This window comes from Motilimonas pumila, assembly GCF_003596335.1.
GTDB classification, from domain to species: Bacteria; Pseudomonadota; Gammaproteobacteria; order Enterobacterales; family CBDFNC01; genus Motilimonas; species Motilimonas pumila.
On the sequence record NZ_QZCH01000004.1, the window covers coordinates 118,442 to 145,186 of the forward strand.

Sequence of the window (26,745 nt, forward strand, 5' to 3'; positions counted from 1 at the left end):
TTTATGTATCAAGATTTTTTTGGCCTTAGTGCGAAGCCCTTTCAATTGACACCAGATCCCAATTTTTTTTATGCCAGTAAAGAACATAAACGGGCCATGGCTTACCTGCAATATGGCTTAGAACAAGGCGAAGGTTTTATCGTAGTTTCGGGTGCAATTGGTACCGGAAAATCGACCATTGCGAAGCATTTAATAGCCGATTTAAATACCCAACAAGTCTCGGCGATACAGTTAGTAACCACTTGCCTAGCGCCACTGGATCTACTGCAATTAATCGCCAGTGGTTTTGGCATTGTCACTGACAACCTGCTTGATAAAGCCAGTCTATTGCAACAAATTGAACGCTTTCTAAATCATAACTTTGATCAAGGTCGGCGAACATTATTACTGGTTGATGAAGCGCAAAACTTGCCGCCAGAATCGATTGAAGAACTGCGCATGCTGTCGAATATTCAACGAGACAATCAGCCTTTACTGCAGAGCTTTTTATTGGGCCAAGAAGAGCTAAGAGATACGCTCAAAGGCAGCAACATGGAGCAATTTCGTCAACGAATCATCGCCTCTTGCCACTTACCGCCTTTAACGGAGCCGGAATGTCAGCAATACATTCAACACCGCTTAAACCACGTTGGCTGGCAAAATAACCCCTCGTTTGAAGCCGCTAGCTTTGCGCTAATTCACCAAACTACCCGAGGTATCCCACGTTTAATCAACTTATTTTGCGACCGTTTAATGTTATTTTGCTATTTAGAAGAAAACAGCCACATCAGTTGTGAGGACGTCGACACGGTAAGCCAAGAGTTTATTCAAGAGCAAGAGTACGCGACCTTGCCGCCCAAGGCCGAAACTGTCGCGACGCAGAGCTTAAACCACGATAACAACGACGACGCGGCCGTTTTTCGGCATCACCTTGAAGAAGTTCTGCAATACCTCGACAAAACCATGATGGAAAAGCTAAAACTGCTCAAATACCTCGATAAAGTGCTAAAAGACAAAAATAACCAAGCGAAATTCGCCAACAAGACCTAGCACTTTAAGCTTAATCGAGATCGGGATCGCTCTGCGTCATTTTGGCCATAGAGCCTACTCACGATTTCAGATATTTACCCTTGCAAGCCCACAAGCAGTTTATAAACTGGTCAATAGGTATCCTTTTTCTGTCACATTTCATGGCTTCTATTTCTGATGTAGCAAAACTGGCGGGGGTTTCAAAATCCACCGTATCACGTGTACTCAACCCTGGTAGCAGTGTTTCAAATCAAACCCGAGAGCGGGTAGAAAAAGTCATTAAAGAGTTAAATTTCAAGCCAAATAACTTTGCTCAGGGGCTTAAAAAAAATCGCTCTGGCATGATAGGCTTGGTATTGGTTGATATCTCTAGCCCCTTTTACGCCGCTTTGCTTGGAGGGGTGCAGAGCCGCATTCAAGATAAACAGCAAGAGTTGATCCCAATTAGCAGTTTTGGAATTCAGAACAAAGAAATAGAAACCATCAACACGCTTTCGGCGTACCAGTGCGATGGTTTATTAGTTTACCTAGAAAATGCGCTAACCCCGCAGCTATTACAGCAGCTGCACCCTAACTTGCCGCCTATTGTAACGCTTGGTCAAGCTGAACCTTTGCTCAGCAACAACTCGGTCCAGGTCGATCACGAACTTGGCGGCTATCTAGCAGCCAAACACTTGCTTGAAAATGGTCATACACGCATCCTATTTCTGGCAGGGTTGCCTCGCTACCCCGACGCGAGTAAACGCCAACGCGGTTTTTTACGGGCAATGCAAGAGTACGATGTCAACGCCACTGATTACCGTATTCAAACAGGACCATTTAGCGAACACTTTGGCTATGAAACGACATGCGAATTATGCCAACAAGGTCATAATTTCACCGCTATTTGTGCTGGAGACGACGATATTGCAGCTGGCGTGTTACTGGCTTTGCGTCAATTTAACATCAAGGTACCTGCACAAATTTCCGTCATTGGCTACGATGACAGCTTTCACGCTAAGCACACTTTCCCAGCGCTAACCACTATACGCCAACCCACGTTTGACCTAGGCGAAACAGCCATGGAGCAATTACAAAATATGATTTTAATGCCGTCAAAAATCGCCAAAGAAATTTTATTGAAACCCGAGCTAGTGATCCGCGATAGCGTAACAAATATTAAATAAAGACTAGCCAAGGCATAAATTACCTGTTAAGAATATTAATGTAGTATTTACGAGGAGTAGACAATTTGAAACAATGGCTGTTAATTACTGGCACCCTCTCAACTTTACTGTTATCGGCCTGCTCACAGGTATCTAGCAGCAACAACACTCAAGTCTATATATCCGATGGTTATGTGCAATGCGAAGCTAAAGCACAGTCTATCGCAATAACTCAGTCACAATTAGAGCAAGCTGGCGTAAAAGTGCTAAAATCTGAATGTGCACAAATTTCTGAACAAGCCACAATAGCAATGTGCGGGGCCGGCGGCCCGGGTATTCATGTCCTTACAGTCAACCGATATGACGTTACCAAAGCAGAGCAGCTCGGGTTTGCAGAAGTCACAGAGCTCGACCAGCAAGGCTTACAATTTAATCGCATTTCTTGTGAGGAGTAATTCTCACCCTTAACCATATTGACCCTGGATTTAGTGATATAGATAAATACCTACAGCCCTAATAGTAACTCTGTATAGGTAATTTAAATCAAACAGCTACACTAAAAACATCCAGTAAACAAAACGTTACATGACTTAAAGTCTTGTACAAACATAATGATGGAGAGGAACTTCATATGAAAATAAATGTCACTGGCCACAACACAAAAATTACTGAGAACATAGTTACTCACTTAGAAGAGAAATTTGCCAAAGTAGCCTCACACTTCCCTAGTCTTATCTCACTTAAGGTTATTTTATCTGAGCAACACAACGAGCATCATATCGAAGTCAGTACCACCTATGAGGGCGCACAAATTTCTGCTCGTGGTACCGATGAAATGCTTTATCCGGCTATTGCCAATGCTGAGAAAAAACTGCATTCAGCGTTAAGTCACAGAAAAGGCCAACTAAAAGCAGACAGACATAACAAGCCTGAGGCAACCACGCCAGAGATTGCGCACGAAATCATTCAAGAGATGAAGCTAAATTAAGCTCCACTTCAATGATAAAAGCCGGCATCTGCCGGCTTTTTTTATGCTTATTAAAACCTAAACCTTACAGGCCTATGACTAACTCGCTGTCACTTCTCGGTTTATCACTATCTGGTATTTTTCCACCAACGAATACAGCGTAGGTCGAGTAACCCCCAGCAGTTCTGCAGCTTTCGACATATTATAATTGGTAAAACTAAAGGCCTGCTTAATCACCTTCACCTCTGCCTCTTCTCTTGCCTGGCGCAAATTAAACACGGCCAGCGGTGCTTCTTGTGCCATTAAATTCAAATCAGCAGCGGTGATATTACTGCCTTCCGCCATGATCACGGCGGACTTTAGTTTATTTTGCAGCTCTCGAATGTTACCCGGCCAAGAGTATGCCGTTAACGCTTGTAGCGCGCTTTCATCAAACCCTTTTACTTGGCAGCCTAAGTCTTGATTAAAATTAATCAAAAATGCCCGCGCCAGTAAAATCACGTCGCAGCCACGCTCTCGTAATGGCGGGATATTGATCGTCATCTCACTGACACGATAGTACAAATCTTCCCGAAAACTTTGTTGCTGGGACATGAATAAAATATCTTTGTTGGTTGCGCAGACGACTCTTACATCAACCTCTATTTCATGTCTTCCCCCCACAGGCTCCACAACTCGCTCTTGCAAAAAACGCAGCAATTTAGCTTGCAACGGCAAGGGCATGTCACCAATCTCATCGAGGAACAAAGTGCCACCTTGGGCGCACTCTATTTTTCCTTTGGTTTTTTTATGAGCGCCAGTAAACGCACCGCGCTCATAGCCAAACAACTCACTCTCTAATAAATTTTCCGGAATTGAAGCACAGTTAATCGCCACAAAAGGGCCTGAACGGCGATCACTGCATTCATGAATAGTATGAGCAAACACTTCTTTACCCGTGCCACTTTCACCTAATAAAAGCGCCGTCAGTTCAGTGTTGGCTATCTTTTCTACCACTCGGCATATCTTTTGAATTTCTGGACTGTCGCCAATCACTCGACCTAGGTGTAGAGTTAATTTGTCGTAGGCTTGTTGTTGTTGTTCAAGCTGACTCAGCCAATAAGCTCGCTTTAAAATAATGCTTAGCTCTTCTGGCTCTATCGGCTTTTGATAATAGTCATAAGCGCCATGAGCGATCGCATTAATTGCATCTTGTTTGTTGTCGCTACCAGTAATCACGATGATTTTAGTGTGCGGTTGCAGGGCTAAAATTTCAGACAGCGTCGCTAAGCCTTCGGATGAGTTAGACGGGTCCGGAGGTAAACCAAGATCGAGAGTCACCACCTTAGGTTCATATCGCCTTAGCTGTTTAATGGCAGAGGCTCTGTCATCGGCAAAAATCAGCTGGTAATCATCTAAGCTCCACTTTAGCTGCTTTTGCATTCCTGGATCATCTTCAACCACTAACAGTGGTAACTTTGCATCACTCATTGCGCCTCCTGCTCGGTGATTGCGTCATCCTGCTCCGGTAAGCACAATGGCAAATATAAGGTAAACGTACTGCCTTTATCTAGCTGACTAGAAACCGTTAAACGCCCCCCCAGTACGGTTACAAACTGTTTCGCTTCATATACGCCGATGCCCATGCCTGCGCTGCCTTTAGTGGTATCAAATGGGGTAAACAAACGTTGCTCAATAAAGGCTTGATCCATACCGCAACCATCATCCTCAACGCACACTTGCGCGTGTTGATGGCACCGCTTTAAGCTCAACCTGACGTTGCCACTGGCAATGGTGGCTTCTTGAGCGTTTTGCACCAAATGACACAAAATATCCTTGAGCTGCTCTTGTTGAGCGTGCACTTCTGCGTCTGCGTCTATCACTAGCTCTGGCACAGGTTGGCGTCCAGCGCATAATTCCACTACTTGTTTGAGTAACTCAGCTAAAGCTATCTTTTGCTGAGACGCTGGCTCCGCTTGACTTCGCTTAAAGTGCTCTACCACTTTTTTGATCCGTCCAACCGCGTTTTCTATGGTCACTAAGCTGTCGTCAATAAACTCAGGATTATGCTTATGTTTTAGAGCATTACTTGTTATTAATGATAGCTGGGCTTGGGTATTTTTCAGGTCATGAACCAAAAAAGCTGACATTTGATTAAAAGCTTGAAACTGTTTCGCTTCTGCCAGCTCGCCGTGAGTTTGCTGTAGCATCAGATAATGGGCTAATTGCTTTGCTATCACCTTAATATAGTCTCGGTCTTCCCAGTTGATGTCGCTGAGTGCGTGGGAGGGGCCCGTAATGATCATTCCCGTTAATTGCTGACGGTAATACAAAGGAATTATCAGATTTATAGTGCTTTGACGCAGCACTTCGGGCGGCATCACCAATTCTGGGTAAGACTGCGGGTGATCTCGGTAGCCAGGTAAACTAATCAACCAATCTTTTTGATTAAAGTATGCACTTAAGTGCGTTAAGGCCTGATCAGATAACGCCACACGCATTTGAATGTTAGCGGTAAGCATAGTGAGGGGGCCTTTAACTTGGTATAAGCAGCCTGTGTCACACTTTAATCGGGTTAACATTACAAGCAACGCGTGTTCGGCTGGATTGTTTTCTGGTTCTTGCTCCATTAAGTGCTGAGTTAAATTTAACCATTCGTCACGATATTCATACCGATTGGCAAAAAAGTGCTTAGCGATAAACACCTTAGTCTTTTGCCGAAAAGACTCTGACATAAAGGTCGCCGCCAACATCACAACTGCTAAAGCCAAAAATACCCACTGCAGTAGTTGTCCCCAATGGCCTCCCACGTATTTAATGTAATACGCCACCGCAGCCATAAGAATAAGGTATAAACCTGCTAGCATCAGAAGGCTACTGTGAAACACTATGTCTCTAGAAACATAAATGCGCACCGACCAATGGGTTGTGCGCTTGGTTGCCATCATCAACAAAGGCAACGCCAAGGCGTGGATAACCCCGCGCGCTTGCCACAAGTCAGCATCAACTTGGCTTAATAATGCCGCTTGACCGTAAAAGAAAAAGTCATAACCAAAAATCAATCCCAGATACAGTGCCAACGGCTTAACTTTCCAGCGATTTTCATCTGATAAATTACGGTAGACTCGCTCTAAGTTTACTAGCACTAAAACGGCCAACAAAATATTGAGGTAATAACAACTACTTTGCCATTCACTGGCAAAAAATTGATATAACAAGCAAATACTTAACCAGACCAGCACCGCGAAAGAGCAAGATTTAGAGCGCCAAAGCTGTTGCCAAACCCCTTCTTGTGGCTGGGTTAAACACGATAGAAATACCAGCCATAACAAAGCCCTCAAGCCATCTAACATGATGAAATCAGACAGTACTCCCCATTCGACTTCAAAATAGACCAATACCTGTAGCGCCCAAACTACGCCCAATATCGCAACAGTTAGCAGTAAACGGGCTAACTTAGACGTCGCCCCTGTCGCCAGCACCAAAGCGGCAAAAAAGAGGTAACTCAGCCCAGCAACAAGGTAACTAATAAATGCCATTTAAGTTTCCTTTTGTTGTAACCGAATACGAGCCTTACGTATTAAGTGTGGCAGCAGCAGGCGCCAGGGCATCCGAAGATAGTGACCATACAGGTAGTAAGCATTCTGCGCATGATTATCAATAAGAGAAAGTCGATATTTTGTGGGGATTAATGCTTGTTGCCACAACTTCTGCTGCCAATTAAGTCGAGAGCCGCCCATTTGAAAACTTCGTAAGGCAATCTGTTTGACCGTCTCCACTTGCTCTAAAACGCCAAGCTGCAGTGCTCTTGCCCGCAAGTTCTCATCCGTAACTTGCTGACACAATAAGTGCACATCGCGTAAATCTCGCCAGCCTTTTATGCTTTCCCCACTTAGTAGTAAATGTAAGCAAGCGTGGATGCAAAGATCTTCCAAGCAAGGTACCTTAAAACCTGTGATTGGACTTTTTGTCGCTCTTTGAAGAACATTGTCGATGTTTAGCTGCCAACGACAAGTTTTAGGCAACCAATGGTGATGTAAGTCGAGGACCGCTCCCGATTGACGATGAATAAATGGTGGCAACTCATGCATCCAACGACGGTAATAACTCTGATCGTAATCAGATTTTCCTCGATTATCCCAACCATGTAACCAAAGAGCACGCTCAGCAGATGCCAACTCTTGCTCTGGCAATAAGATATCAATATCAGACATCACCCTTCCAACTGCATTATCTGTTTGCAACACCTGATAAGCAGCGCCTTTTAAAAGTACCGGGTGAAAGGGTGACAAGGCTTGTTGTAGGCTCTCCAGAGCAGCGTGCATAGAACTCAACTGTTGAGTCGCCAAGGTATTGGCCCATTGCATACGTGTCTGAGCGACGCTAGGGACTTGAGTGCATAGCTTCAGCTGCTCATGCCATACAGCTAATAGCTGTGCTTGCTCAGCTCGTTCAAGTAATTCATTCCATAGTCTTGGCCGCAAATTGGCCACCGCTAACTGTTGATCAGAAATGGGGGCAGGCTGAACGCTTAGACTGTACAAGTAACTCCATAGCCCTGATTCCTCAGCCATGTTGCAACTCCAACTGATTCAACGCTTCGTTAAAATCATGATAATCCAACACCCAATGTTGTGCGTTATCAACCAATGTTGTTAAGCAATCAAAGCCGGCTTGCCCTAGTAATGCAAAATTAAAGCTATTTTCAACTAATTGCATCAATGATTGTGCCTTTGATAAAGCACGACAGTTAAAACCGGGTTGCTGAAGGTAATGAGGATAAACAATTTGCTTAATAGGGTACGTTTTACGAGTGTCGGCATGGACAGCCTTAGGCAGGGCTAATAGCTGGATATCACCTTTACTTGTACCACTAAACTGAGCACTAAACTGAGCTGAAATTTGTTGCTTAGCTACAACTTGCTTCAAGACATCAATGGAGCTATTTTTTAAGCTAATAGGCCTCGGAAAAGCTTGTACCCGCTGATTATCTAAATCAATCAGGGCAAACTCGTCAGAAAGAAGTTGCCAACCATGGCAGCATAACAATGCGCATAATGTACTTTTTCCTGAACCTGGTGGCGCAGGGATGACAACAGCTTGCCCATCTTTTAAAACAACAGCAGCATGGATCGTGAGATAGTGATGACATTTGGCAGCAACACAATAATTCAGTCCCCATTCCCATAGAATCGCACTGTGATGGCGAGGCATAGCTAAGAAAGGAGCTTGCTGAGATTGATAAAACCTTACTTGAGGTGACAACCATTGTCGCCACCAAGACTCAGCTTTTAACTCTATATCGAAATGCACGACTTGAGAATCAAGGCAAAAACTTAGGTCTTTATAAAAGAGGGAGAGATATTGAGCTAAGTCATGACTTTGACTACGAAGCCTAATGATGAAGGGAGGTAAATAAAGATATATACCTTCTTGACGTAAACATTGTAAAAGAGAGTTTGAATGTTCTTTAACGAGTAGCATCCTTGCTTGTGTCATACTTCGATGTCGTTCCTTAGCCAGATGACAGAGTTGAAGTTGGTCTGATAATGTTCGCTTGTAACCACTGTTGCCATAACTGCTCAGCGAGAGACTCATCAATCAGTAAGTCCAAAAAGTCATCTAAGGCGAAAGCATCCTCTTGAGCTAATCGTTCAAAGTATCGTAACCATTGCGAAGACACTAAATGCACGCAGTTATCGAAAGGATTAAACAACACCAGTTCATGCTGCCAAATACGCCAGTTAATTCCTTCAGATAGACAATATGTCTGTTGCTTTTCCATCGTCATTAAGCTTAAACATACAAGCTGTCTAAGAAAACCTTGATAGAGCCGCCGGAAAAGTTAGGTAAATGATACTCGTCATCTCGTCCTTCTAGCATTGCAGTGATCAGCTCACACGCAAAATTGTAATCGATTGGGTATTCTAGGCTGCTATCATGTAACGCATGCACCGTATTAAAATAGGTAGCAATAGCAATAAATTCATCAGATCCAGGGTGGCGCCATAATACTTCCATAACGGATAGCTCAGACAATGCTGAGCTTTGAAAGCAAGGAATGCTGCCTAATAAAGTGATCTCAGTCACCGCGTTAGGTGCTTTCACGCCTTGTAACGTGCCTTTAAACCAATTTTTAGCATTTTTAGTTAATTTGCCGTTTTTATTAATGCCTTTAAAGGTACCCCCATCAATTCTGGGTATGCCTTGCTCTGCTCCGCTAAGATATTTGTGTTGATTAAAGCTAACACCAGACCAGCTCGCGATACTGGCACCACTGTATTGCGGCCAGCCCAAATTCCAATGACCACCAGAGTTTGGTAAAACATGGGTTTTGTAATAGCCAGGACTCCGACCAGAAGCGATACAAGAAGTGTTGAATTGCTGAGCAGAGGGAGTGATGGACTGGGCAGCACTAGCGGTATAACACGTACCAGTACCTCCCATGGCTGAACGACTAAAAAAACTTGCCATCAGAGGTAAGCCTGCGCCAATTTTTGTGGTATTAACCAGAAATTTGCGTCTACTATCCACTTTGGCTTGCTTACGTTGATGCGGTTCCATTTGCCACCTACCCATATCAGTTAGACGAACTAGACGAGAGTTCAATGCGCTCTCATTTAACAAGTATAGACAGCATTTCTCCAATCGTTTTGGCAATTTCAATACACAAGCAAATGAGCTGCACTCGATCTCATTGGCTAGACAGCTAGCCTCTCTAACCAGTATGGATTTGATAAAAAACAAACTTGTTCGCTATATGCCAATAAATACGATTGAAATGAGCGCCATTGGGTTTATACTGAAACGGAATCTTCGGATGCAAAACAAGCAACTAGGCGTTTTTGTACTGCCGTCAATCCGTTACAAATAAGGTGTGATCGAATGGAATACAATACTTCAGAGTTATGCGATACCTATGCAGATACCATTGATGTAGTTGAACCAATGTTCGCGAACTTTGGCGGCAGAAGCTCGTTTGGCGGTGAGATAACCACCATCAAGTGCTTCGAGTCTAATGGCTTAATCCGACAAACATTACAAGAATCAGGTTTAGGCAAAGTATTGCTGATTGACGGGGGGGGCTCTTTACGTCGAGCACTATTAGACGCCGACTTAGTTGAGCTTGCTACTGAAAATGATTGGGAAGGCATCGTAGTATACGGCGTAGTCCGTGACGTTGATGCTCTTGAAGAGTTTGAAATTGGCATTCAAGCTTTGGCTTCTATCCCGGTCGGTGCCGATGACTCGGAAATTGGTGAAGTCGATGTCCCGGTCAACTTTGGCGGCGTTAGCTTCTTACCAGAAGACCACCTTTATGCTGACAGCACTGGCATTATTTTGTCGCCAGAGCCGCTCGATATTGAATAGCGCCTAAGGCCACAATAGACATAAAAAAGCCCAGTTTTTAAACTGGGCTTTTTTGTCACAATGGCAGCGGTATTATTAAACCGTTTCTTCCATTTCGTCCATCTTACCTAACAGGGTACGCAGACGTTCTTGCCATAACTGATGCTCACCTTGCAACTGGTCATTCTGTTGCTGCAATTGCGCATTGGTTTCTGTTAAACCAGAATTGGTCTGCGCAAGCTCACTGTTACTTTGCTTAAGCTCGTCAATTTCCATTTGTAAAATTGAGATAGTATCAACTGCGCTTTGTACTTTAGCTTCTAATTTTTCTAATACTTCAAAAGACATATTATAAACCCTTAAGAATCACACCTGTCCGCTTTATCAGTCCGAGCATAAGCCTTAATTTAGTCCTATTCAAGGGCTCGCCCACTGTAACGGCATAAAAAAGTAATAGAATAATGCTAAGCCATCATATAATGGCATTTTAGTGCTAGGAGGATGCTATGAAGCCACCATTCACGCCGGGTAAATACCAACATTACAAAGGCAATTTTTATCAGGTAATTGACCTCGCTTGTCACAGTGAAAGCGAGCAATGGCATGTGGTCTACCGCCCCTTGTATGGTAGCGGTGATTTATGGGTGCGCCCTTACGATATGTTCTTTGAAGCCGTTATCACACCTCAAGGCAAGCTGCCAAGATTCACATTGATAACACCCAGTGAGTAAAAAGCCCAACAGCCCACTGGTATCATTAGGCTGTTATGCATAGAAGCTGGCTTAAAGGTTTTGGCTCATGTCTAACGAAGGTTTATCGCAGCTTGGTGTGCCAACAATTTTAGCCGGTACGCCCGTCACTGTAGTATGTGGCGGTACTGGCTTAAGCACGACGCTACCCGCGCCAACTTTGGCACCTTTGCCCACTTCAATATTACCCAATACCTTAGCGCCTGCGCCTATCATGACGCCTTCACGGATTTTCGGATGACGATCACCGCCATCTTTACCCGTTCCGCCTAAGGTTACAGACTGTAATATTGACACGTCATTTTCAATCACCGCGGTTTCACCCACAACGATACCCGTCGCATGGTCAAACATGATGCCTTTGCCAATTTTTGCAGCAGGGTGAACATCAACCCCAAACACCACTGCAATTTGACTTTGAATGTATCGAGCCAGCGCTTTGCGATCCTGATGCCATAACCAATGTGCCACCCGATATCCTTGAATAGCGTGGAAACCTTTTAGGTAAAGCAATGGGGTAGAAAAAAGCTGAACCGCAGGATCTCGATCTTGCACTGCAACAATGTCTGCTTCGACGCATTCAAGAATACTCTCGTCAGCGGCAAGTGCCTCTTCAATAATTTCCCGCACTAAGATAGCCGGCATGGTGGCACTGTCTAAGCGGTTCGCAAGTTGAAAGCTCAACGAAGCTTGCAAGGTATCATGATTTAAAATAGTGGAATAAAAAAAGCTTGCCAGCATGGGCTCTTCTTGCGTCATGACCTTGGCTTCTTCACGAATGCGCTGCCAAGTAGTTAAATTTGTATCGTCCATGTTTTTACCTTGCTATCGTCAGCATTACGGCAAATTACGCCGAAGCCGGTTTAGATATGCGACTGCTTGATTTGACCACCGAGACTGGGTCAAGGTGAATAATAATATCCGAATTGATAAAGGCAGCAGCCAATTTTCCCTCTACTTTATCACCAAGCTCGTGGGCTTGAAACAGGCTAAGGTTATCATCTAACTCTAAATGCAACTGCATAAACTTAGTACTGCCGGATTGTCTCGTACGCAGGTCATGTACGCCTGTAATGCCTGGTTGCTGAAAAACAATTTCTATAATTTTTGCTTCTTCTTCTGCCGACAAGGTTTTATCCATCAAAGAGTCAACCGACTCTTTGCCAATTTGCCAAGCACCATAGAAAATATAAAAGCCAACACCCACTGCAAAAATGCCATCCGCGCTGTGAATACCTTGCGCGGCTAATACGAGAGCAAGCACCACGGCCGCGTTCATAAACAAGTCTGACTTGTAATGCAATGAGTCAGCCTTGATAGCCACGCTGCCGGTACGTTTAACCACATAGGTCTGAAAAGCGACTAAGGCCAAAGTGGCGACAATGGATAACACCATCACCCATATCCCCACACCTGCCGCTTGCACCTCATTGCCTTTGATAATGCGCTGAACCCCACCAAGAATCAGTAGGCAAGCACTGCCCGAGATAAACGCAGCTTGAGCCAGGCCAGCCAAACTCTCTGCTTTACCGTGGCCAAACTTATGGTCTTCATCGGCAGGGGTTAACGCCACCTTAATAGCGTACAAGTTGATTAACGATGCAGCTACGTCCATCAAGGAGTCGGTTAAAGAAGCTAAAACACTGGTGGAGTCGGTCCAAAACCAGGCAAATAACTTGCTGATAATAAGAAAGGTTGCGGTACCTGCAGCAGCCCAACCTGCTACAGTGACCAATTTTGAATATTGTTTATCTTGCACGGTCGCCTATTAAACCTTCCATTGCTGGCGTAATAGGCAAATTATACCCGTTTTTTAACGCTTACCGCCACGCCCTTTTGGCTGTTGCATTAACTCAATGAATTGTTGTTGTTGCTCCGCCGTTAGTACGTGATAAATCTTATGCTGCACTTGCAGCATTTTGAGTTGCTTCTTGGCCATATCTTGTTGCTGCGAGGCGATCAGTTGCTGCGCCTTTGCGCTATCAAAACTCTCTGCTTGTAACAAAGCAAGCCGATCCTGCTGAGCTTCTTCACGATTGGCGCGGCGGTCTTCGCGCTGCATACCTTGGCGTGCATCTTTCATGATATCTTTGATTTGCTGCTTCTGTACTTCCGACAAGTCCAATGCTTGCATTACTTGTTTCATACCACCACCTCGCGGCATGGTATTTTGCTCGCTCGGCGATGCCTGTGCCGCAGAAAAAGGTAATACTAAAGATAACGCGGCGACTTTTAAAAACTGTTTCATAATGCTCTCCTGTGAGTTAAAGAAAGTCTATCAGCTGCTTTGCAAAGCAAAGAACTTTTTATGTAAAAATAGGTAAAGCAACAAGGCAGGCCAAAAAGCACAAGGTATGCTGGCTAAAAAAGAGGTTATTATGCACCAACTACTATTAATTGATGACGACAAAGAGCTTGCGGCTTTATTAAAAGAATTCTTATCGTTAGAAGGATTTAACGTAGAGTTGGCACATGACGGAGAAGCCGGTTTAGCAAAAGCGAAAGATAAACCTTACGACTTGGTTTTATTAGATGTAATGATGCCAAAGCTTAACGGGTTAGATACCTTGAAACAGTTGCGCCAATACAGTGAGCAACCCGTATTGATGCTTACCGCCAAAGGCGAAGAAATTGATCGCGTCTTGGGGCTAGAAATGGGCGCTGATGATTACCTAGCAAAACCATTCAGCGACCGTGAACTGGTCGCCAGAATCAAAGCCATTTTACGACGAACCAGTCAAAAAGCGCCAGAACAACAAACGAGTCAGTTGGAACATTTAGACATTCAACTCAACACAGGTACACAAACCACCACTTGCCAAGGCCAACCTGTCGAGTTGACGGGCACGGAATTTTTACTGCTGCAAGAATTCATCAAAAAGCCCGGCCAAGTGATTTCAAAAGCGGAACTGAGCGAGCAAGTACTGGGGAAAAAACTCATGCCGTTCGATAGAAGCATTGATATGCACCTCAGTAATTTACGTAAAAAGTTACCCGCACGCTTAGACCAACAAGATAGGGTAAAAACCTTGCGCGGTCGGGGATATATTTGGCTTGAAAGCGACCATTAACATATGAACCTTATTAATAGCTTATTTTTTAAAATATTTGCCGGGTTTTGGTTACTTATTTTAATTTTGGTGGCCATTTTGGTGACATTACCTAAATTAGAACAAAGCCAACCACAACTGCTCGATTTATACGGCATAGAGCTACTTGATAAAACCAGTCATGCATTGTTCTCACAAATTACGCGCCACCCTGAACGCAGTCTAAAAGAAGCCATAGATAAGTTTCGCCACCCTAGTCGATTTAAACTTTATGCCATGCACCCAGACGGTCGTTTTTTAAATGATCATGTGCCCAAACCCATTCGCCGATTTGTTATTGACAGTGAAAATATATCCAAACCTATGATGTGGAAAAGTCATAAAGGCATTGTGGTTGGGCCCATTTCTTTTTATTACAACCAAGAGCCATTATTACTTTACGCCTATAAAAACTTAAACCACGAGACTAACCGTTTGGTTTTACGCTGGTTATTGGATAACCCTGGATTATTAATACTCATTACCCTGCTGGTGAGCACCCCGGTCTGTTTATTATTAGCATGGCATTTAACCTCGCCATTACGGCAATTGCAAAAGGCGTCCGATCAAATAGCCAAAGGGCAATTGGATACACAAATTCCGCAGCAGCAACGAAAAGATGAAATTGGTGAATTAGCCAATGGCATGGACCATATGGTGCTGTCATTAAAGAACATGTTGGCAGGCCAACAACGTCTATTGAGCGATATTTCCCATGAACTGCGTTCGCCACTCACCCGACTACGGCTAGCATTGGCTATCAGTAAAAAAACCCAAGGTGAATCGGCAGAGCTAGCGCGCATTGACGTAGAAGCCGATCGTTTAGAACAAATGATCGCCGACCTGCTTGGCCTGGCACGCAATCAGTTTCAACCCCAAGACATTCAAACCGTGCAACTTGATAGTTTGTTGGAAGAGTTGTTAGCCGACGCCCACTTTGAAGCCGAACAAAAAGGCAAACAATTTATTTATACCGAGCCACCGGCAATAGAATTAAGGGCTTACCCAGGACTGATTTCTAGCGCCATTGAAAACGTCATCCGCAATGCTATTAAGTATGCATCAAGTACTATTAAATTCGATTGCCAGCTTACCCATAAGCAAATCGTGTTCGTCATCGAAGATGATGGCCCTGGGATCCCCGACCATGAAATAGCCCATATATTCAGGCCTTTTTATCGCGTATCTGAAGCCAGAGACAGAGAATCTGGTGGCACGGGATTGGGACTGGCAATTTGTGATAACGCCATGCACAAACACGGTGGTTCGGTGGAGGCGCATAACGGTGAACCCGGTTTAGTCGTCACTCTTACGCTGCCAGTTTAGCGACCTGCTCATTCTGGCCAGCTCATCGTTACCTCTCTATTTAATGAGCGCTCGTCACTGTGCGGGAGGGTTAGTAATGCTGGGGTCATCAGTGAGCTCTGAGGCTTCGTTGGCAGGGGTTTGTAAAATGCCTTGCTCGGTCATTTCTGGGAACATTTTTTCTGCTTTTCGGCGCGCTTCTACACGGGCTTTCTTTTCTTCATAAAGTTGGGTGTCAAGGCGGTCAAAATAGATGTTAATCAGAAAATTCAAACTGATCGGAAATACGCTTAATAAAATAACCGCTGGCGCTACCCATTTAAAATTTTTCATGTCAGACCTAAAAGCTATTCAAACGCGGTTATGATACCGCAATTTAACCGCAAATTTGTTATGCTTTTGCACTTTGTTATGACCTGAGTGAAAACCATGCTAGAAGTCGCTTTGTACGAACCCGAAATCCCACCTAACACGGGTAATATCATTCGCTTATGTGCCAATACAGGCTGTAAATTGCACCTTATTGAGCCACTGGGTTTTGACTTGGATGAAAAAAAGCTTCGCCGAGCGGGGCTGGATTATCATCAAATGACCCATGTCACGCGCCATAAAGACTTTGCTGCCTTCATGGAATACGTAGGAGAGCGCCCACTATACGCTTGCACCACAAAAACCACCAATTACCACAGTGATTGTGAATTTAAAGACGGCGACATTCTACTATTTGGCCCTGAAACACGCGGCTTACCTAACGATTTACTCGACAGCTTACCGAGCGCACAAAAACTGCGTATACCAATGCACCCAGATAGCCGTTCAATGAACCTGTCTAATGCGGTATCGGTATTTGTGTATGAAGCTTGGCGTCAATTAGGCTACCCTGGCGCAGTGTAAAGCTAACAACCAACCTGACTTAAGTGCTCTATCAGCACTCAGTCAGGGGCACCGCCCGCTTCATTTTAGATCACAGCGACAGGGCTAGTTAACGTCTAAACTCTCGTTGAGACTGTATACGCCCAGTTGATTGGCAGCTTTGGCGGCAAGGTAACAATGATAACGGTTATTTAGAAAACCTTTTTCATTCTTAAATTGATCTTTTTCAATGGCTTGATAAAACTCTAAACGACACGCGGTAAAGTCCTTCGCCAGCACTTCTTTGTTGGCTAAATAGCGAGAGATAGCTTCTGTCTTTTGCTGCCGCATGGCCACGGTGGCGGCATGGCACACGTCTTTATTAAAGCTAATGCCGCCACGGCACGCTTGACGTTGATATTGATCCATTTCAACGCTTTTAAAATTGAGTTTTAAACGGGCGATCTCTTTCGCGAGCACCGCCTCTTTTAACTCATTTAATGCCTGACATTTAGGACTCAGATCAGACCAGCTACAAGCGTCAGCTTGCTGCAGAAAATCACGGTAAGGCAATTTAGAAAACTCGGCAATGAAAGCTTTATACTGGGTCTGCTGCTTAGCAATCACTTGTTGCTTGATGCTATAAGCATGCTTGACCGCATACTGATCCACCGCCACTTTTGCCGCATAGCATTCGTTATCGTTCGTTTCCGTTGTCAAACGGCAACTCAGTAGTTTTGCTTTCGCATCTTCAATATGCGTTTGGTAAAACGCTAAATCATTTTCAGAACAAGCACTCAATAACAAACAAATGGCACTCAAGAAAATCGGTGGTTTCATGGTTGAGCCAACAACAGTTGAAATATCAAATTAAAATCAAGCTTATTTTAGTAAACATAAGCTCAAATGCAATCAACTGATATGATTAGATTCCATAAATTTACATTTCTTTTTTAATTGCCAATATATGTACCCCAAACAAACTCCTCGCCCTAACATAAACGCATTCATGGCTAACCATAAACTGTGGTTACCGTAATCAGAAAATAACCACCAGCAAGGAAAGAAAAACACCAAGGTGGCAACAAGCATACTATTTCGCATTTGTTTTGCCCGTGTAGCGCCAATAAAAATGCCATCTAGAATAAAGCACCAAATAGACGTTAACGGAATCAATATTAACCAGATTAAATACTGATTGGCTAATTCTCTTACACTCTCAATATTCGTTATCAAAGCAATGATGGCTTCACCAAAGATGGCAAAAATACTTGTCATGATAACGGCAAGAATAAAAGCTAATACAAATGTGACGTTAATCCAGCGGTTTAATTGCTTTTGCTTTCCTTGGCCAATTGATTTTCCCACTAATGCTTCAATGGCATACGCAAATCCATCTAGTCCAAACGCAATAAACATAAGAAAATTCAGTAATACGGCATTGGCTGCCACAATGTCTTGCCCTAAACGGGCACCGTAAAACGTCATAAAGGCAAAACAAGCTTGCACACACAAAGTGCGAATAAAAATATCCCGGTTAAGGGCAAAAAAAATGGCTAACTCAGATTTATTCCACGCTAACAATAGATACTTTTTAACATCGCCCACATGCCAGTAGGGTTGCAATAACACACTGACAAAGTACAACCCGAGGGCTAAACCTACGTAGTCAGCGATTAATGATGCTGCTGCAGCGCCTTTAACTTGCCAACCAAAGCCAAAGACAAACAGTATATCCAGTAAAATGTTTACTATGTTGGTAATGATTAATAACCACATTGGTGCTTTGGCATTTTGCATGCCCAATAGCCAACCTAAAATAACGAGGTTAGCCAGCGCCGCAGGCGCTGCCCATATTCGAATGAGAAAATACTGACTGGCATATTCTTGCACTAGGCCTGTCACACCCGAGAAATATAAGCCCACGCTTAAGATCGGCTGCTGCAATAAAATTAACAGCCCTGCCAAGCCAAATGCGGTGAGTAAAGATTGGCTCAATAAACGTTTAAGATGGTGGCCACTGTGCTTACCACGAGCTTGCGCAACAAGGCCGGTTGTGGACATACGTAAAAACGCCATCATCCAAAACGCCAACGTTATACACATGGCTCCTACCGCAACCCCTGCCAAATAATAAGATTCTGATAAATGCCCCAATACCGCGGTATCAACCAAGCCTAATAAAGGCACGGTAACATTCGACAAAATCATCGGCAGCGCTAAGGCAATGACAGACTGGTAATACCGTTTATTACGCCACCAAGGTTTCATTTGTTTTCATTGCATCCATAAAAAATCGAGTGAAATCTTACACTTTGCTTAAAAAGTGAAAGAAGTATGAGATAATGTAATAAATATGTCACATTAGAATTGGGAATATTTTCCCAATCAATGTCGGTAGATCACATTATTAAAACACAAAAATTGCGACTTGTTAGGACTTGGTTAGATTGCTCCGACGTTTAAGTAAAACGCTTAAAACGCATTTGGTGACTCCCTTGGCTTAGGCCATCACCAGTTTTAAATATATGGAGATATTATGTATAACAAGATCGTAGCAGCACTTTTCGCGTTCGGATCAATCAACATGGCCCACGCTGATGACCAATCAGACCTATACCTACAACTTGGTCACCCAGTACTTGAAACCGAGTTATCATCTGCTTCAGGCTTAGTGGCAGATGGCAACAAGCTGTATGCAGTAGGCGATGACTCACCTTGGTTGTTCACTCTCAACAAACAACTCAATATCAAAGACAAATACGTAATCAAAGAGTACCCTTTACGTGAAGATGGCAAGCGCATTCAAAAGTCTGTAAAACCTGACTATGAAGCCATGGCAATGGTTGAGTACGAACTGGAAGATTGGTTCCTTGTATTAGGCTCAGGCAGTAAAGCCGAGGTACGTGAGTGGGCATACATGATCTCTAAAGATCAAAGCCAGTCTATCGAGTCTGACTTATCTGCTCTGTACGCGCAGCTATACGCAGCAGGCGGTTTCTACGGTGACCAAGAGCTAAACATCGAAGGCTTAGCAATCGCAAAAGACAAAGCATTCATCTTTAACCGTGGTAACTCTGGCGGTAACCTTATCTTTATCTTAGATAAAGCAGAGCTAGTTGCATACGTTACAAACCAAATTCAACAAGTATCTAAAATCGATACTTACAAGGTTACCTTGCCTACGGTACAAGGTTTTGAAGCAGGCCTGTCAGGTGGTGAGTTTTGGACAGATGCTGAAAGCTTAGTGTATACCGCGTCTGTTGAAGCAACGGGTGACGCTTACAACGACGGTGAAATCCTAGGTAGCTTCATAGGCCTACTACCACTTGAAGCGTTTGAAGAAGGCACTGATATCGACTTGACTCAAGGCGCAGTGCCTCTGCTTGATTACTACGGTAAGCCTATCATCACTAAGGTTGAGTCTGTTGCTATCACCAAGAGCGACGATGATGACATTAAAGGTGTGCTAGTAAGCGATAACGATAACGGAACCAGTGAATTCTTCAAATTCAGACTGTTCAAGTAATCGTCAAAAAATCTTAGCGGATTTTATCCAGCCATGACGCCATGGCTGGATCCCTTTCTTCTCCCTCTTGACCTCTGTCAATAAGATAACTTCGTTCCCGATTTAAAACTGGCTATGATATAGCTAACCCCTCGAAAAGAAAGTGAGCCAGATGCTCAATATTGTTGATAAAGCGCAAGAGGAAAAAATCTTGCCGGTGTTTCGTTTAGGTTTTCGTCCCTTTTTTTTACTGGCAGCAATTTATGCCATCTTGTCTATCCCTACCTGGCTTTGGCTGCGAAGTCATGGCTCGGCTGAAATCTTAGCGGTGCCCGCCTTATGGTGGCACGCACACGAACTATTATTTGGTTTTGCCTTAGCGGTGGTGATGGGCTTTGTGCTTACCGCAGTACAAAACTGGACCGGTCAAGCAGGCACCAAAGGCATACGGCTCGGCTTGTTAGCTGGGCTCTGGCTATTGCCTCGGGTATTATTTTGGACCGCCGCGCCGTTGTGGTTAATCGCCACTATAGAGTGTGCTTTTATTGGGGCTTGCGCCTGGGAAACCGGTATAAGAGTGGTGCGAAGCAAAGGCTGGCGTAACCTCTTTTTTGTGCCATTGTTCCTTGCCGCTATGGTGCTCAATTTACTCAGCTATCAGAGCCTATCAAGCGAACCCTGGCTATACAGTGGTCATATTTGGCAAGCCATGTTGTGGTGGTTCGTATTATTGCTCTCCATCATGGGGGCCAGAGTAATTCCATTTTTTACCGCCAAGCGCCTTGGCTTCACCAAGCCAGAACCCATAAAGTGGTTAGAGTATGCTGCTAATGCGCCCCTGCTGGCATTACTCGTTTTAAGCTTTATACCTGCTTGGTATCTGCAATTTTCGACTCCGCTATACCTAATGGCGGGGTTGTTGCTACTGGCTCGCATGATGAGATGGCGTGGTTACCTTGGGTACAAAGAACCTTTGCTTTGGTCACTGCACTTGTCTTTTGCGTTTATACCTCTAGGGCTGCTAGTGTTAGCCAGTGGTTGGTTTGCCGGATTATGGATGGTGCACTTGCACCTGATTGCGATAGGTGCGGTAGGCGGTTTAATCCTGGCCATGATCAGCCGAGTGACCCTTGGCCATACCGGCTATAACATCTATCAAGGACCAAACATGGCGCTGGCCTTTGCGGTCATTGCCTTAGCTGCTCTGGTACGCACGTTTGCGGTATTGTTGTGGCCGCAGTGGCAACAAGAACTGCTCTGGCTAGCTGCGGGGCTATGGTGTTTAGCCTTTGCCGTGTATTTATGCTTGTTCGGTGCTAAGCTTTGTCAGCCTAGGGTGGACGGCCACCCTGGATAAACCTACGTGATCTCTGGCGCCGACGCAAAATGGCGGCGCCACATTGACTTACCCTTTAGAAATCACCGCTAAATCTTTCACCAATTGCTGCATATCCACACTCGGCACCGTACCTTTCTCACGCTCTGGGCGGAACGCTTGCTCAAACTCTGGGCGGAACACCCCTTGCAACTTACCTTCGGGATTAATCAGCGCAATTGAGGCGCTATGGTCTACCAAGTAATACCCCTCAGTGCCTTGCTCCACGATGCTATACACCATGCCAAGCTGGCGGGTAAATGGGAACAGGGTCGTATGTTCGGCGGTTAAACCAATAAAGTCAGGATTAAAATAATGCGTATACTCGGTGAGTTTACCCGCTTGGTCTCGATTGGGGTCGACCGAAACAAACAGTACTTGGACCGGTTCTTTAGCAGGGTTTGCAGCTAACTGCGGAGCAATACGGTTAAGGTCAGACAAAGTGGTCGGGCAAACATCGGGACAGAAGGTGTAGCCTATGAACACTAAACTCCACTTACCTAAAAGGTCCTTGTTGTTAAAGCTACCACCACCTCGTTGCAGTTCAAAAGGCTCGATCACCTTGGGGGGATCATATACCGTTGCTTTTACCTCAGCTTGAGTCGGCATAAATTGCTGCGCCGCCCAAACACCTGCAATCAGGGCCAATAAACCGATAAAAATCCATGAAGCTTTATTTTTCATAACATCCAATGATCAAGCAGTAATGCAATAAACAAGATCATGAGATGAATGATGGAAAATTTAAAGGTTTTTATTGCACTATTGGGTTGCGGGGCAAATTTTAAGTAAATGGCATGGCGAATAAACCACAGATTGAGTGCTGTCACCACCACCCCATACAACCAGCTCGACATGCCAGTCAGTAGTGGTAATAAACACACAACAAATAACAACAGGGTATAAAGTAAAATACAGGTTTTGGTGAAGCCAATACCGTGGGTAACCGGTAGCATAGGAATATCCGCTTTGGCGTAATCGTCTTTGCGGTGAATCGCCAAGGCCCAAAAATGCGGCGGCGTCCAAGTAAAAATAATCATCACTAGCAGCAACCCATTAGGATCCACGCTGCCTGTCATTGCAGTCCATCCCAGCATTGGCGGCATTGCACCGGCAATGCCACCGATCACGATATTCTGCGGTGTTGCCCGCTTTAAAAACACCGTGTACACCACGGCGTAACCTAACATGCTTAAAAAGGTGAGAACGGTCGTTAACAAGTTCGCCGCAAGTAATAGACAAACAAAACCGAGTACGGCCAAAACCGCAGCAAACTGACCGGCTTTCGTCACAGAAAGCCGACCTTTAGGTAAAGGACGGCCTTGAGTTCGCGCCATTTTATCATCGATATTACGATCTAAAATTTGATTAATTGCAGCGGCTGAAGCGCATACCAGGCCAATACCTAGTAATGAAAAGATGGCTTTTATGGGCGGCAACCAAGATGACTCAGCCAAGCACATGCCAACCAGCGCGGTCAGCATCAACATATAAATCACTTTCGGCTTAGTCAATTGATAATAACTGCGCCAATTGACCGCGGGCAAGTGCTCGGAATGTGGGGTGGATATCACTTTAGCCATTATCGTGCTCCTTGTGATGAAGGCGGTTGCCAAATACGGTACGCCAAACAAGTCAGGGCCAGCAATAAAATCGCCGCCACCAAGTTATGAGCCACCGCAACCGCGATGGGTAAATGAAACCACACGTTGCTGACCCCAAGGCCAACTTGGACCAGTAGAATAACCAGTAAACTCTGCGCCAAGCGACGTGACGTTAAATCACGGCTGAACTTCCAGCAGTAAAGCGCGATACCCAATACGCACAATGCAGTTACACCGGCCCATAAGCGATGGCTGACATGAATGGTTAATCTCGCGCTGTAATCTAAAACACCGTATTGATAAGACTCCGCACTCGGCATGCTGAAGCCTTTGGCAAAATTGATCTGATTAAGCCAGTCCCCTTCACAAATAGGTAAACTGCTGCACACCACGGCCGCATAATTGGATGATGTCCAACCACCTAAGGCAATTTGCGCCAATACCACCAAGCCCACCATGATTAAATATGGCTTTAATGCGCGCTGGTCATAAAGTGCTGCAGTGATCCACGTGGCTAAATTCAAGTTCAGTAATAACAGTAAAACCAAGATAAAAAAGCCACCCAGTAAATGCGCCATGACAACCAATGGCATTAAGTTTAACGTCACCGTCCACATGCCAAGCAGCGCTTGCATCACGACCAGAGCAGATAGCCCGGTACAAAGCCAACGTTGGCGACGAAAGTACAACGCTTGAAACCACAACACGGCAATCAATAAGCCTAAGCCAGCAGCTAAATATCGGTGGACCATTTCATTCCAGGCTTTGCCTACTTCCAGTGGCGTATCGGGGAATTTAGCTTCGGCAATAGCAATCTCGGCGGCGGTTTGCGGCACCAAATTAAAGCCGTAACAGCCCGGCCAATCTGGGCAGCCTAAACCAGCTTCGGTTAAGCGCGTGTAAGCCCCCATACCTACCACAATAAAACCCAACAATAATGCCAATAAGGCAAGGGCTCGAAATTTAGCCATGTCGATACCTCCCTTAGCTGACACCTGACATTTTTATTAACTTGCGCAAGTCGTATTGCATGGCTTTGGCCATTTTTGCTTGCTCAGTAGTAGACTGAGGCAAGGGGTAGCGCAGCAACACTTGGCCTTGTGGGTTGACGATGTAACAGTAATTCGAGGCATCAGTGAAAGAGCGCTCCAATAAAGGAAACTGCTTCGCTTCTATCGCCGCGACTTTTACTTGCTCACGCCCAAGCGAACGAATCAATTGCGTCATCAAGCGTGATACTTGTTGTGGATGTGAAGCATGCTCTTGATACAGCAGTACCCAATGTTGATTATCGGGCAATTGCAAAGCCACTTCCGTTTGCAAGAACTCGCCCTTGTTTAAGCTGCCACTTTGATACCATTGCTGCGATAGCAACAACTTAGCAACCGCAATGGGTAATATAAATACCGCTAAGATTAGAATTAATGTACGACTTTTTTGCATCCTTGCTCTCCTCGCGGCAGCCTTTGCTGTCGAATAAAAACGCTCGCAACTATGGCTAAAACGAATGCCATGGTGAACCACTGCCATGCATAAGCCGTGTGCTTCGCAGCTGGCATAGTGAGCCACTGCCATTGCCTCACAAACCCAACGTCGGTGTCTGGATCTAATCGCAAAACAGGCGCCATCAAATGTAAATGCTGTTGCGCAAACATTTGCTGCAACTGCGCCATTGGCAGGTATTGCAAGCGTTGTGGAAATACCTGAGCCAAAGGTTGCTTCGCTAATTGAAAGCCTGCCTCTGGCCACTTTAAGCGCCCCGTAAATGACCGCTCATCCAGCCAGTGTTGTAATTCCGCTAGCGATGGCAGTTGTTGCCGTGATTCACCTTGTGCCACCCAACCTAAATTGACCAAAATAGCATTGCTGCCTTGCACCAATGGCACCACCACGTGGTACCCTACTTGACCCTGCCATACCTTGTTATCTAGCAGCATGGCGTGCTCTATATCCAATGCTCCGGTCAGCGCCACAGTTTGATACTGCGCATTAAGCTTTTCCAGCTGGGTAACTTGTGACCATTGCTGCAAAGTGGTATCCGCTTGCGCTAGCTGGCTAGCAATGTGTTGCTTTTGTGCGGCTCGATCAAGTTGCCATAGCCCCGCCTTGACCATTATCAAAATCAGCGCCAAATTTATAATGACAAAAACCCAAGTCATTCGCCTCATAAGGACCTTATTATGCTAATCAAACTTCTGGTCATCGGTGCTACCTTACTGGTTATCATTAGCCTCGCAGCCAGTTTGCCGCAATTTCTCAGGGCCCGTGAAAATAATAAAATGACGCAACTCTTGGGCCGTAGGTTACTCTTTTCGGCGTTGATCCTAGTGTTAGTCATCGTGGCCATTGCAACAGGCTTAATCCAACCTAACCCTTCACCTTGGCTATCTTCCCAGCAGTGAGGTTATAAAATGTAGACAAAGACAAACAAGCACAGCCAAACCACGTCTACAAAGTGCCAATACCAACTGCCTGCCTGAAAACCAAAATGCTGCGCCGGGGTAAAGTGCCCCTTTAAAATGCGACAAAACAAAACAAACAAAATGATGGTGCCTAAGGTGACGTGCAAACCATGAAAACCAGTAAGCAAAAAGAAAGTGTTCCCATATACCCCTGATGACAACGTTAGGCCCATGTCTTGGTATGCATGGATATACTCTTGTACCTGCAAGCCCAAAAATATAATGCCCAGCAACACTGTGAATCCCAAGCCTATGGTCAATGGTCCACGCTGGCCCTTTTCCAAACTCACGTGTGCCCAGTGCAAAGTGATCGACGAAATCAGCAAAATGACCGTATTAATTAGCGGTAAACCGGTCCAAGGCATCGCAGTAGTCGAAGTGCCACCTGGCGTCGAGATTAATGGCCAGTGGGCTTGAAATGTAGGCCACAAGACTTCGTGAGTCATCACATTATTGCCTGCCCCACCGAGCCAAGGTATGGCTATCATACGGGCATAGAACAAGGCCCCAAAAAAAGCCAAAAAGAACATTATTTCCGAGAAAATAAACCAACTCATGCCTTGGCGAAATGAACGGTCCATTTGCGCGCTATAAAGCCCAGACATCGACTCTGTGATGACGTTGCCAAACCAACCAAACAACATAAAAATAATCACCACACAACCGGCAAAAAAGATCCAACTGGCTTGTGCGTTATCGCTGCTTATCCACGTCGCGGCGCCGTAACCAATTAAAAATAGGCCTATCGCGCCAACAATGGGCCATACGCTTTGCGCCGGAACGTAATATTTATCTGTTTGTGCCATCTTGCCACTCCAAGGTTATCCCGCCGAGTCACTCGCTGAGATGTCATATAAGGTGTAAGACAAAGTCAGGGTTTTCACTTCTGCTGGCAGCGCATTGTCCACAAAAAAGCGCAGCGGCAACTCGGCTCGCTCACCTGCTTGTAAGGGCTGTTGATTAAAGCAAAAACACTCTGTTTTATTTAAATATGCCGCAGCTTGACCTGGCGATACCGAAGGCACAGCTTGGCCAACTTGCGCGGAGCCAGCTTGGTTATGGGCAATAAAGTTGACCTGGTGTATTTCGCCTGGGTGCACCTTCATAGTTTGCACCTCTGGTTTAAATTGCCATTGCATACCCGGGCTCAGATATGTAATAAACTCGACCGTCACGGTGCGGTTACGGTCTACATAATCAGCAGGTTTAACGCTCGCGCTGGTCGCTGTTTTGCCGTTGAGTCCAGTGATTTCACAAAACACCTGATACAAAGGCACCAGCGCAAAGCCAAAACCAAACATGGCCACCACCACTGCGCTTAAAGTCCATACCAGAGGTTTTGTTTGCGCCAT

Annotated in this window: 32 protein-coding genes; 12 read left to right on the top strand and 20 right to left on the bottom strand. The window is 44.9% G+C overall.

Translation table 11 applies throughout. The features are described from left to right. The first annotated feature begins 3 nt into the window (after positions 1-3). From D1Z90_RS05805 to hpf, 4 genes are all read left to right on the top strand, one after another. A complete protein-coding gene (locus D1Z90_RS05805; protein ID WP_119909805.1) occupies positions 4-1,029 on the top strand; it encodes an XrtA/PEP-CTERM system-associated ATPase in 1,026 nt (341 codons plus the stop codon). 140 nt (positions 1,030-1,169) lie between these two features. Beyond that, entirely contained in the window at positions 1,170-2,174 is a 1,005-nt protein-coding gene (locus D1Z90_RS05810) for a LacI family DNA-binding transcriptional regulator (protein WP_119909806.1), read from the top strand. Positions 2,175-2,239: 65 nt separating this feature from the next. Beyond that, on the top strand, positions 2,240-2,608 hold the full coding sequence (locus D1Z90_RS05815) for a hypothetical protein (protein ID WP_119909807.1): 369 nt from the start codon (positions 2,240-2,242) through the stop codon (positions 2,606-2,608). 176 nt (positions 2,609-2,784) lie between these two features. Then, positions 2,785-3,141, top strand: coding sequence for a ribosome hibernation-promoting factor, HPF/YfiA family (hpf, locus tag D1Z90_RS05820; RefSeq protein ID WP_119909808.1), 357 nt, complete (start codon positions 2,785-2,787; stop codon positions 3,139-3,141). A gap of 78 nt (positions 3,142-3,219) precedes the next feature. Here the strand turns inward: hpf and prsR are convergent, their stop codons facing one another. The 6 genes from prsR to D1Z90_RS05845 are packed head-to-tail and all read right to left on the bottom strand — an operon-like array spanning position 3,220 to position 9,663. Next, complete coding sequence (prsR, locus tag D1Z90_RS05825; RefSeq protein ID WP_119909809.1) at positions 3,220-4,590, bottom strand: PEP-CTERM-box response regulator transcription factor; 1,371 nt, start codon at positions 4,588-4,590, stop codon at positions 3,220-3,222. Then, positions 4,587-6,638: an XrtA/PEP-CTERM system histidine kinase PrsK gene (prsK, locus tag D1Z90_RS05830; protein ID WP_119909810.1), complete on the bottom strand. Its 2,052-nt coding sequence runs from the start codon at positions 6,636-6,638 to the stop codon at positions 4,587-4,589. Before prsK ends, prsR begins: the two co-directional genes overlap by 4 nt. Further along, on the bottom strand, positions 6,639-7,673 hold the full coding sequence (locus tag D1Z90_RS05835) for a nucleotidyltransferase family protein (RefSeq protein ID WP_119909811.1): 1,035 nt from the start codon (positions 7,671-7,673) through the stop codon (positions 6,639-6,641). Continuing rightward, positions 7,666-8,583, bottom strand: coding sequence for an HprK-related kinase A (locus tag D1Z90_RS05840; protein ID WP_158587064.1), 918 nt, complete (start codon positions 8,581-8,583; stop codon positions 7,666-7,668). Before D1Z90_RS05840 ends, D1Z90_RS05835 begins: the two co-directional genes overlap by 8 nt. 31 nt (positions 8,584-8,614) lie before the next feature. Further along, on the bottom strand, positions 8,615-8,884 hold the full coding sequence (locus D1Z90_RS21265; RefSeq protein WP_158587065.1) for a hypothetical protein: 270 nt from the start codon (positions 8,882-8,884) through the stop codon (positions 8,615-8,617). A gap of 11 nt (positions 8,885-8,895) precedes the next feature. Continuing rightward, positions 8,896-9,663 (bottom strand): hypothetical protein, encoded by a 768-nt coding sequence (locus D1Z90_RS05845; RefSeq protein WP_119909813.1) that lies wholly within the window; start codon positions 9,661-9,663, stop codon positions 8,896-8,898. Between the two features lie 321 nt (positions 9,664-9,984). On the opposite strand from D1Z90_RS05845, the gene rraA reads away from it, so the two are divergent. Beyond that, entirely contained in the window at positions 9,985-10,470 is a 486-nt protein-coding gene (gene rraA, locus D1Z90_RS05850) for a ribonuclease E activity regulator RraA (protein ID WP_119909814.1), read from the top strand. A 75-nt stretch (positions 10,471-10,545) separates the two neighbouring features. Here rraA and zapB read toward each other — a convergent pair whose 3' ends face one another. Next, entirely contained in the window at positions 10,546-10,797 is a 252-nt protein-coding gene (gene zapB, locus D1Z90_RS05855) for a cell division protein ZapB (protein ID WP_119909815.1), read from the bottom strand. Between the two features lie 158 nt (positions 10,798-10,955). Here zapB and D1Z90_RS05860 point away from each other — a divergent pair, with 158 nt between their 5' ends. Next, positions 10,956-11,180, top strand: a complete 225-nt coding sequence (locus D1Z90_RS05860) for a DUF1653 domain-containing protein (RefSeq protein ID WP_119909816.1) — start codon at positions 10,956-10,958, stop codon at positions 11,178-11,180. A 51-nt stretch (positions 11,181-11,231) separates the two neighbouring features. Here the strand turns inward: D1Z90_RS05860 and cysE are convergent, their stop codons facing one another. The 3 genes from cysE to D1Z90_RS05875 are packed head-to-tail and all read right to left on the bottom strand — an operon-like array spanning position 11,232 to position 13,446. After that, positions 11,232-12,011: a serine O-acetyltransferase gene (gene cysE / locus D1Z90_RS05865; protein WP_119909817.1), complete on the bottom strand. Its 780-nt coding sequence runs from the start codon at positions 12,009-12,011 to the stop codon at positions 11,232-11,234. 34 nt (positions 12,012-12,045) lie between these two features. After that, positions 12,046-12,957: a cation diffusion facilitator family transporter gene (locus D1Z90_RS05870; RefSeq protein ID WP_119909818.1), complete on the bottom strand. Its 912-nt coding sequence runs from the start codon at positions 12,955-12,957 to the stop codon at positions 12,046-12,048. Positions 12,958-13,011: 54 nt separating this feature from the next. Further along, a complete protein-coding gene (locus tag D1Z90_RS05875; protein WP_119909819.1) occupies positions 13,012-13,446 on the bottom strand; it encodes a Spy/CpxP family protein refolding chaperone in 435 nt (144 codons plus the stop codon). A gap of 130 nt (positions 13,447-13,576) precedes the next feature. Between D1Z90_RS05875 and D1Z90_RS05880 the strand changes: the two genes are divergently transcribed. Continuing rightward, entirely contained in the window at positions 13,577-14,269 is a 693-nt protein-coding gene (locus D1Z90_RS05880) for a response regulator (protein ID WP_119909906.1), read from the top strand. Positions 14,270-14,272: 3 nt separating this feature from the next. Then, on the top strand, positions 14,273-15,613 hold the full coding sequence (locus D1Z90_RS05885) for an ATP-binding protein (RefSeq protein WP_119909820.1): 1,341 nt from the start codon (positions 14,273-14,275) through the stop codon (positions 15,611-15,613). A gap of 54 nt (positions 15,614-15,667) precedes the next feature. On the opposite strand, the gene D1Z90_RS05890 is transcribed toward D1Z90_RS05885, so the two are convergent. Continuing rightward, the gene (locus D1Z90_RS05890; protein ID WP_119909821.1) at positions 15,668-15,925 is read right to left on the bottom strand and encodes a hypothetical protein; all 258 of its coding nucleotides are present in this window, start codon (positions 15,923-15,925) and stop codon (positions 15,668-15,670) included. Between the two features lie 96 nt (positions 15,926-16,021). Here D1Z90_RS05890 and trmL point away from each other — a divergent pair, with 96 nt between their 5' ends. After that, complete coding sequence (trmL, locus tag D1Z90_RS05895) at positions 16,022-16,486, top strand: tRNA (uridine(34)/cytosine(34)/5-carboxymethylaminomethyluridine(34)-2'-O)-methyltransferase TrmL (protein WP_119909822.1); 465 nt, start codon at positions 16,022-16,024, stop codon at positions 16,484-16,486. 84 nt (positions 16,487-16,570) lie between these two features. Here trmL and D1Z90_RS05900 read toward each other — a convergent pair whose 3' ends face one another. Together D1Z90_RS05900 and dinF are read right to left on the bottom strand one after the other, a co-directional pair. Next, positions 16,571-17,284 (bottom strand): hypothetical protein, encoded by a 714-nt coding sequence (locus D1Z90_RS05900; protein WP_119909823.1) that lies wholly within the window; start codon positions 17,282-17,284, stop codon positions 16,571-16,573. 72 nt (positions 17,285-17,356) lie between these two features. Next, the gene (gene dinF / locus D1Z90_RS05905) at positions 17,357-18,715 is read right to left on the bottom strand and encodes an MATE family efflux transporter DinF (protein ID WP_119909824.1); all 1,359 of its coding nucleotides are present in this window, start codon (positions 18,713-18,715) and stop codon (positions 17,357-17,359) included. 268 nt (positions 18,716-18,983) lie between these two features. Here dinF and D1Z90_RS05910 point away from each other — a divergent pair, with 268 nt between their 5' ends. Both D1Z90_RS05910 and D1Z90_RS05915 read left to right on the top strand, forming a co-directional pair. After that, positions 18,984-19,973, top strand: a complete 990-nt coding sequence (locus tag D1Z90_RS05910; protein WP_119909825.1) for a DUF6929 family protein — start codon at positions 18,984-18,986, stop codon at positions 19,971-19,973. A 151-nt stretch (positions 19,974-20,124) separates the two neighbouring features. Beyond that, complete coding sequence (locus tag D1Z90_RS05915; RefSeq protein WP_119909826.1) at positions 20,125-21,309, top strand: NnrS family protein; 1,185 nt, start codon at positions 20,125-20,127, stop codon at positions 21,307-21,309. 48 nt (positions 21,310-21,357) lie between these two features. Here D1Z90_RS05915 and D1Z90_RS05920 read toward each other — a convergent pair whose 3' ends face one another. From D1Z90_RS05920 to D1Z90_RS05940, 5 genes are read right to left on the bottom strand one after another with little or no spacing between them, the layout of a single operon-like run. Beyond that, entirely contained in the window at positions 21,358-22,011 is a 654-nt protein-coding gene (locus tag D1Z90_RS05920) for an SCO family protein (RefSeq protein WP_119909827.1), read from the bottom strand. Beyond that, positions 22,008-22,910 carry a heme o synthase gene (gene cyoE / locus D1Z90_RS05925; protein WP_119909828.1) on the bottom strand — a complete coding sequence of 301 codons (903 nt, stop codon included), beginning with the start codon at positions 22,908-22,910 and terminating at the stop codon, positions 22,008-22,010. Before cyoE ends, D1Z90_RS05920 begins: the two co-directional genes overlap by 4 nt. Next, entirely contained in the window at positions 22,910-23,902 is a 993-nt protein-coding gene (locus D1Z90_RS05930; RefSeq protein WP_119909829.1) for a COX15/CtaA family protein, read from the bottom strand. The genes cyoE and D1Z90_RS05930 overlap by 1 nt, the downstream gene beginning before the upstream one ends. Positions 23,903-23,915: 13 nt before the next feature. Then, entirely contained in the window at positions 23,916-24,374 is a 459-nt protein-coding gene (locus D1Z90_RS05935) for a DNA polymerase III subunit psi (protein ID WP_158587066.1), read from the bottom strand. Then, positions 24,353-25,090: an SURF1 family protein gene (locus tag D1Z90_RS05940; RefSeq protein ID WP_158587067.1), complete on the bottom strand. Its 738-nt coding sequence runs from the start codon at positions 25,088-25,090 to the stop codon at positions 24,353-24,355. The genes D1Z90_RS05935 and D1Z90_RS05940 overlap by 22 nt, the downstream gene beginning before the upstream one ends. 21 nt (positions 25,091-25,111) lie before the next feature. Between D1Z90_RS05940 and D1Z90_RS05945 the strand changes: the two genes are divergently transcribed. Next, positions 25,112-25,333, top strand: a complete 222-nt coding sequence (locus D1Z90_RS05945) for a DUF2909 family protein (RefSeq protein WP_119909832.1) — start codon at positions 25,112-25,114, stop codon at positions 25,331-25,333. A 2-nt stretch (positions 25,334-25,335) separates the two neighbouring features. Here D1Z90_RS05945 and D1Z90_RS05950 read toward each other — a convergent pair whose 3' ends face one another. Both D1Z90_RS05950 and D1Z90_RS05955 read right to left on the bottom strand, forming a co-directional pair. Next, on the bottom strand, positions 25,336-26,199 hold the full coding sequence (locus D1Z90_RS05950) for a cytochrome c oxidase subunit 3 (protein ID WP_119909833.1): 864 nt from the start codon (positions 26,197-26,199) through the stop codon (positions 25,336-25,338). A 15-nt stretch (positions 26,200-26,214) separates the two neighbouring features. Continuing rightward, positions 26,215-26,745 (bottom strand): cytochrome c oxidase assembly protein, encoded by a 531-nt coding sequence (locus D1Z90_RS05955; RefSeq protein ID WP_119909834.1) that lies wholly within the window; start codon positions 26,743-26,745, stop codon positions 26,215-26,217.